Consider the following 6,490-nt stretch of genomic DNA (forward strand, 5'->3'; position numbering starts at 1 on the left):
GCGCCCGCCGCCTGGGAGGCGGCCAGGGCCCCGAGGCCGTCGCGTCCGCCGGGGGCGCGGCCGGGCTCGGGGCCCCGCCGCCGGAGCGGCAGCGGCCCGAGGACCGGCCGGGGCAGCGGCTCGCGTCGCGGGCCCCGGAGCCCGCCGTCGACGCCCCGGACGAGGAGCCGGACTGGGACGCGGCCCTGCTGGGGCAGGACCGGGCCACGGCCGCCCGTGGCTCGCACGTCACCGACGGCACCCCCCGGCCGACCCCGACACCCACGGCCCCCCGCGAGGCCGTCGGCGACGACGCGTCGTGGTCGCCGCGCGCGGCGTGGTCGCGGCTGCGGCGGGGCCGCCCCGACCGGGTCGACCTGCTCGCGCTCGCGGGGGTGCTCCTCGTCGTGCTGCTCCTCGTCGTCGCTCTCGTCGCGGGCCTGACCCGCGGGTCCGGGGAGGCGACGGCCGTGGTGCCGCCCCCGGACGCGCCGGCGCAGCAGACCCTCGCCCTCACGCTGGCGGCCGGCGAGCAGGTGGACGCCGCCGCGCTCCTCGGCGCGGACGACGCGCGGCTCGCGACGCTGCTGCTGCCCCCGGACCTGCAGCTCGTCGTGGCCGACGCCGCCGCGGTGCCGCTGTGGCGGGCCGCGCAGCTCGGCGCCGACTCGTTGCGCCGCGGTGTCGAGGACACCCTGGGCCTGCGCGTCGACGAGGTCCTCACCCTCGACGGCACACAGCTGGCGAGCCTGGTCGACGGGGTCGGCGGTGTCGTCGTCGACGTCCCGCGCGAGGTGGTGACGAGCGAGGTCCTCGTCCCCGCCGGCGACGACCAGCGGCTCGCGGGGACGCAGGCCGTCGCCTTCGTCACCGACGGAGCGGAGGGGGAGCCGCCCGAGGCGGGGCTCGCGCGCTTCTCGGCCGTCCTCACCTCGCTCGTCGCCGCGATGCCGTCGGACCCGGAGGACGCCGTGTCGGTCCTCGCCGCGGCCGGCGTGACCGGAGGCACGGACCCCGCGAACGGCACGACCGGCACGACGACCGGTACGACGACCGGCGCGTCCGCGCCCGCGCGGGCGGCCGTCGACACCGGCGTCGCGACCGTCCTCGCGCGCGCGGCGGGACGCGCGGGCGGCGGCAGCTCCGAGGCCGTCGTGCTGCCGACCCGCGAGGTGACCGCCGGCGACGCCTCCGTGCGCAGCGTCGACCGCGACGCGGTCGCGGGCACGCTGGGGGAGCGGTTCGCCGGCGCCCTGCTGCCGCTCGCCGCGGTCGGCGAGGTGAGGGTCGAGGTCCGCAACGGCATCGGCACGCAGGGGCTCGTCGGACCGGCCCGGGACCTGCTCGTCGCCGCCGGCCTCCGCTACGCCGGCGGCGGCAACGCCGCCGAGTTCGGCCAGGAGACGACGACGGTCCTCGTGGCCTCCCAGGACGACGCGGACGTGGCCGCCGGGCGGGCCGTCGCGGCCGCGCTCGGCGTCGGCACCGACGCGCTGCAGGTCAACAACCAGGCGATGGTGGACACCGACGTGGTCGTGGTGCTCGGCGAGGACTTCGCCGCCCGCGCCACCCCGTCACCGGCCACGTCGTGAACCCCAGGCACACCCGCATGCACCCCCAGGAGCCCCAGTGAACGCCAGCAGCCACGCGGTCGAGCTCGCCACAGCGGCGGCCGAGGCCGCCTCCGACAAGCTCGCGACGGACGTCGTCGCCCTCGACGTGTCCGGCCAGCTCGTCATCACCGACGTGTTCGTCGTCGCGTCCGCGCCGAACGACCGGCAGGTGCGCGCCATCGTCGACGCGGTCGAGGAGCGGCTGCGCGGCATGGGCGCGAAGCCGGTGCGGCGCGAGGGGGAGAAGGACGGCCGCTGGGTCCTGCTGGACTACGCCGACGTCGTCGTCCACGTGCAGCACGCCGAGGAGCGCGAGTACTACGCGCTGGAGCGGCTGTGGAAGGACTGCCCGGTCGTGCCGCTGCCCGAGCACGCTCGCGGCCGGCGCGGCGACGACGCCTTCGACGCCGACCAGGGTCCGGTGGGCTGAGCGCCGTGGCCGGCCTCGTGGTCCTGCTCCGGCACGGCGAGACGACGTGGAACGCGGCCGCGCGGTTCCAGGGCCAGCACGACACCGACCTGAGCGAGGCCGGGCGCTCGCAGGCCGAGGCGGCGGCGGCCCCGCTCGCGGCGGCGCTCGCGGACCGGGCGCCGCGGCTCGTCGCCAGCGACCTGCGCCGGGCCCGCGACACCGCCGACCCGCTCGCGGCCGCGCTCGGCGTCCCGGTGCTCCCCGACCCGCGCCTGCGCGAGGTCGCGGCCGGCACGTGGCAGGGCCTGCTGCAGCCGGAGATCTCCGCGCTCGACCCGGAGCGGTACCGCGCGTGGCGCAGCGGCGAGGACGTACCGCTCGGCGGCGCCGAGCGACCGAGCGAGGCGGGCGCCCGGGTGGCCGGGGCCGTCCTCGAGCACCTGCCCCACGAGCAGGACGGCGACGGTGTGCTCGTCGCGGTCGGTCACGGTGCGAGCGCCCGCGCCGCGGTCGCGCACCTGCTCGGCCTGCCCGCGCTCCGCGGCTCGCTCGTGCCGCTGGGCAACCTCGCCGCCGCGGTGCTCGAGCGGACCGGTGACGGCCGGGAGCGGTGGCGGCTGCGCGGCTGGAACGTCCCGCCGCACGCCGTGGCGGCCGTCCTCGCCGCGTCGGGGGCGGCGCCGGTCGCGGTCACCTGACCAGCGGTTTCGTCGTGACGGCGCGGACCGTCTATGCTTTCGGACCGCGGGGCTGTGGCGCAGCTGGTAGCGCACCTCCATGGCATGGAGGGGGTCAGGGGTTCGAGTCCCCTCAGCTCCACCCGCAGGAGGGGTCCCGCCCGGTCAGGGCGGGCTCACCCCGGTCCCACCGGACAGACCCGGTCCTCGGCCGCCAGGCCCGCCCGGCGCAGCGCCCGCAGGTAGCCGTCGACGACCCGACGCTGCACGAGCGCGGTGACGGGCCCGCCGAGCCTCGCCAGCAGTGAGGCCGGCGCGGACTCGGCGTGCACGACGGCGCTGACCGTCCCGTCGTCGGCGAGGCTCACGCGGAAGTGCTGCACGCCGCGCTCGGGGTGACCCGGCAGCGCCTCGTAGACGAAGCCGCGCTCGCGCGGCTCCTCGACGACGGCGAGCACGACGCAGCGTGCCGTGACCGCGAGCGGCGGGCGGCCGATCACGAGGGAGACCGTCGTGCCGGGCGTGACGCGGTCCGCCTCCGCCGTCACGCGCAGCCCCGCGTCGCGGTGCGCGCCCCACGTCAGCAGGTGCTCGGCGGCCGCCTCGAAGGCGGGCCGGCCGTGGCCGACGAGGATGCCGCGGCTGAGCGTCACGGGCCCAGGCTGGCGGAACGAGGACGACGCCGCCCGCCGGTCCCGGCTATCCTCGTCCCGTGCGTCGTCGTCGCCTCCTTACCGGGCCGCGCTGAGCAGACCGCCCCGGGGCACCTGCCCGGACGTGGACCAGCGCGGCGGCCCCTCCCTGAGCGAGGGGCTTTTGCATGCCCGACGGACCCGCCCCGGACGACGCACGCGACGAGCACAGGAGACAGCCGTGACCCAGGACGTCCAGCACAGCCCCTCGACCGCGGGGGCCCCGGCCGACGTGGAGGACCGCCCGGCGCGGTGGGACCCGCACGCCATCGAGCGGCGGTGGCTGCCGGTGTGGGACGAGGCGACACCCTTCGCGAGCGGCCTGCCCGGCGACGAGCGCCCCCGCAAGTACGTGCTCGACATGTTCCCGTACCCCTCCGGCGACCTGCACATGGGCCACGCGGAGGCCTACGCCCTCGGCGACGTCATCGCCCGGTACTGGCTGCAGCGCGGCTACGACGTCATGCACCCGATCGGCTGGGACGCGTTCGGGCTGCCCGCGGAGAACGCCGCCATCAAGCGCGGCGCGGACCCGGTGCGCTGGACCTACGACAACATCGAGCAGCAGAAGGCGTCGATGCGCCGCTACGCGTGCGCGTTCGACTGGGACCGCGTGCTCGCCACGTGCGACCCGTCCTACTACCGCTGGAACCAGTGGCTGTTCCTGCGCCTGCACGAGCAGGGCCTCGCCTACCGCCGGCCCAGCCAGGTCAACTGGTGCCCGAACGACCAGACCGTGCTGGCCAACGAGCAGGTCGTGCAGGGGCGCTGCGAGCGCTGCGGTGCCGCGGTCACCAAGCGGAAGCTCACGCAGTGGTACCTGCGCATCACCGACTACGCCGACCGCCTGCTGGCCGACATGGACCAGCTGCAGGGGCAGTGGCCGGACAAGGTCCTCGCCATGCAGCGCAACTGGATCGGCCGCTCCACCGGCGCCGACGTGCGCTTCGTGCTCGAGGGACGCGACGAGCCCGTCACGATCTACACGACGCGCCCGGACACCCTGTACGGCGCGACGTTCTTCGTGGTCGCGGCCGACTCCGACCTCGCCGCCGAGCTGGCCGCGCAGGCCGACGAGGACACGCGGCAGGCGTTCGAGACGTACCTCGCCGAGGTGCGCTCGACCACGGAGATCGAGCGGCTGTCGACCGACCGGCCCAAGACGGGCGTGTTCCTGCAGACCCACGCGGTCAACCCCGTCAACGGCGAGCGGCTGCCGGTGTGGGCCGCGGACTACGTCCTGGCCGACTACGGCCACGGCGCGATCATGGCCGTGCCCGCGCACGACCAGCGCGACCTCGACTTCGCCCGCGCGCACGACCTGCCGGTTCGGGTCGTCGTCGACGTGCGCGACGCCGACGGCGAGCCGCTGCCCGACCCCGCGAGGAGCGGGGAGGCGACCACCGGGGACGGCGTGCTCGTGCACTCCGGCGACCTCGACGGCCTGCGCAAGGCCGAGGCGATCGAGCGGGTCTCCGCCCGGCTGGCCGAGGACGGCCTGGGCGGGCCGACGACGACGTACCGGCTGCGGGACTGGCTGATCTCGCGGCAGCGCTTCTGGGGCACGCCGTTCCCGATCGTGCACTGCCCGACGTGCGGCGAGGTCCGGGTGCCCGACGACCAGCTGCCGGTCGAGCTGCCGTCGAGCGAGGGCCTCGACCTGTCGCCGAAGGGACGCTCGCCGCTGGCCGCCGCGACGGACTGGGTGCGCACCGAGTGCCCGTCGTGCGGCGGTCCGGCGGAGCGGGACACCGACACGATGGACACCTTCGTCGACTCCTCGTGGTACTTCCTGCGGTTCCTGTCCCCGCAGCTGGACACCGCGCCGTTCGACCGCGAGCAGGCCGACCGCTGGATGCCGGTCGAGCAGTACGTGGGCGGCGTGACCCACGCGATCCTCCATCTGCTGTACGCGCGCTTCTTCACCAAGGTGCTGCACGACATGGACATGGTCGGGCCCGTCGAGCCGTTCGCCCGGCTGCTCAACCAGGGCATGGTCCAGATGGACGGCTCGGCGATGAGCAAGTCGCGGGGCAACCTCGTGCGCCTGGGCGAGCAGCTGGACGAGCACGGCGTCGACGCGATCCGCCTCACCATGGTGTTCGCGGGGCCCCCCGAGGACGACATCGACTGGGCCGACCTGTCGCCGACCGGATCGGCGAAGTTCCTCGCCCGCGCCTGGCGGCTCGCGCAGGACGTCACGAGCGCGCCCGGCGCGGACGCGGCGACGGGGTCCGTCGACGTGCGCCGCGCGACGCACCGGACCGTGCACGAGGCGGGCCAGCTCGTCGAGGCGCTGAAGTTCAACGTCGTGGTCGCGCGGACGATGGAGCTCGTCAACGCGCTGCGCAAGGCCGTCGACGACCCGGCGGTCGGCCCGGCGGACCCCGCTGTCCGCGAGGGCGTCGAGGCCGTGGCCGTGCTGCTGAGCCTCGTCGCGCCGTACACCGCCGAGGACATGTGGGCCGCGCTCGGGCACTCTCCGTGCGTCGCGCGCGCCGGCTGGCCGACGGTCGACGACAGCCTGCTCGTCGAGGACTCCGTCACGGCCGTCGTGCAGGTCCGCGGCAAGGTGCGCGACCGGCTCGACGTGCCGAAGGACATCTCCGCGGACGACCTGGAGCGGCTCGCGCTCGCCTCCGAGCGCGTGCAGGCCTCGATCGGCGGGGCCGAGGTGCGCAAGGTCGTCGTCCGGGCGCCGTCGCTGGTCAACGTGGTGGTGTGACGCCGGCGTGAGGCGCACCGCGGTCGTCACCGACTCCACCGCCCGCATGGGCGGTGCGCCGGTGCCGCACCCGGGGGACCCGTGGGCTCCCGAGGCCGCCGTCGCGACCGTCGAGCTCGACGTGCTCGTCGACGGCGAGCCCCGCCGCGAGACCGACCAGCCGGTCGCCGACCTCCTCACCGAGCTCGGTCGTGGGCGGCGGACCACGACGAGCCGTCCGTCTCCGGACGGCTTCACCGCCGCGTACGCGCAGGTCGCCGACGCCGGGGCCTCTGCCGCGGTGTCGGTGCACCTGTCGGGGGCGCTGTCCGGGACGGTCGACGCCGCCCAGGCGGCCGCCGCCGGGGCGCCGGTCCGCGTCGGGGTCGTCGACACCCGCACGGTCGGCGGGG

At 76.4% G+C, this 6,490-nt stretch carries 6 protein-coding genes and 1 tRNA gene; 6 read left to right on the forward strand and 1 reads right to left on the reverse strand.

Annotation, left to right across the window (positions count from 1 at the left end):
• The 4 genes from WAA21_RS17720 to WAA21_RS17735 form a co-directional block, all read left to right on the forward strand.
• On the forward strand, nt 1–1,571 hold a 1,571-nt coding region (locus tag WAA21_RS17720), incomplete at its 5' end, for a LytR C-terminal domain-containing protein (RefSeq protein WP_336924183.1).
• Nucleotides 1,572–1,608: 37 nt separating this feature from the next.
• Nucleotides 1,609–2,022 (forward strand): ribosome silencing factor, encoded by a 414-nt coding sequence (rsfS, locus tag WAA21_RS17725; protein WP_336924184.1) that lies wholly within the window; start codon nt 1,609–1,611, stop codon nt 2,020–2,022.
• A gap of 5 nt (nt 2,023–2,027) precedes the next feature.
• A complete protein-coding gene (locus tag WAA21_RS17730; RefSeq protein WP_336924185.1) occupies nt 2,028–2,702 on the forward strand; it encodes a histidine phosphatase family protein in 675 nt (224 codons plus the stop codon).
• A 48-nt stretch (nt 2,703–2,750) separates the two neighbouring features.
• Nucleotides 2,751–2,823 (forward strand) — tRNA-Ala (locus WAA21_RS17735).
• Between the two features lie 34 nt (nt 2,824–2,857).
• Here WAA21_RS17735 and WAA21_RS17740 read toward each other — a convergent pair.
• Complete coding sequence (locus WAA21_RS17740) at nt 2,858–3,334, reverse strand: DUF1990 family protein (protein WP_336924186.1); 477 nt, start codon at nt 3,332–3,334, stop codon at nt 2,858–2,860.
• 271 nt (nt 3,335–3,605) lie between these two features.
• Between WAA21_RS17740 and leuS the strand changes: the two genes are divergently transcribed.
• Nucleotides 3,606–6,098, forward strand: coding sequence for a leucine--tRNA ligase (gene leuS, locus WAA21_RS17745; RefSeq protein ID WP_336924188.1), 2,493 nt, complete (start codon nt 3,606–3,608; stop codon nt 6,096–6,098).
• Between the two features lie 7 nt (nt 6,099–6,105).
• Nucleotides 6,106–6,490, forward strand: a 385-nt coding sequence (locus tag WAA21_RS17750; RefSeq protein WP_336924187.1) for a DegV family protein, incomplete at its 3' end; no start/stop codon positions are given.

This window comes from Aquipuribacter sp. SD81 (assembly GCF_037153975.1).
In the GTDB taxonomy this organism is placed as follows: Bacteria; Actinomycetota; Actinomycetes; order Actinomycetales; family JBBAYJ01; genus Aquipuribacter.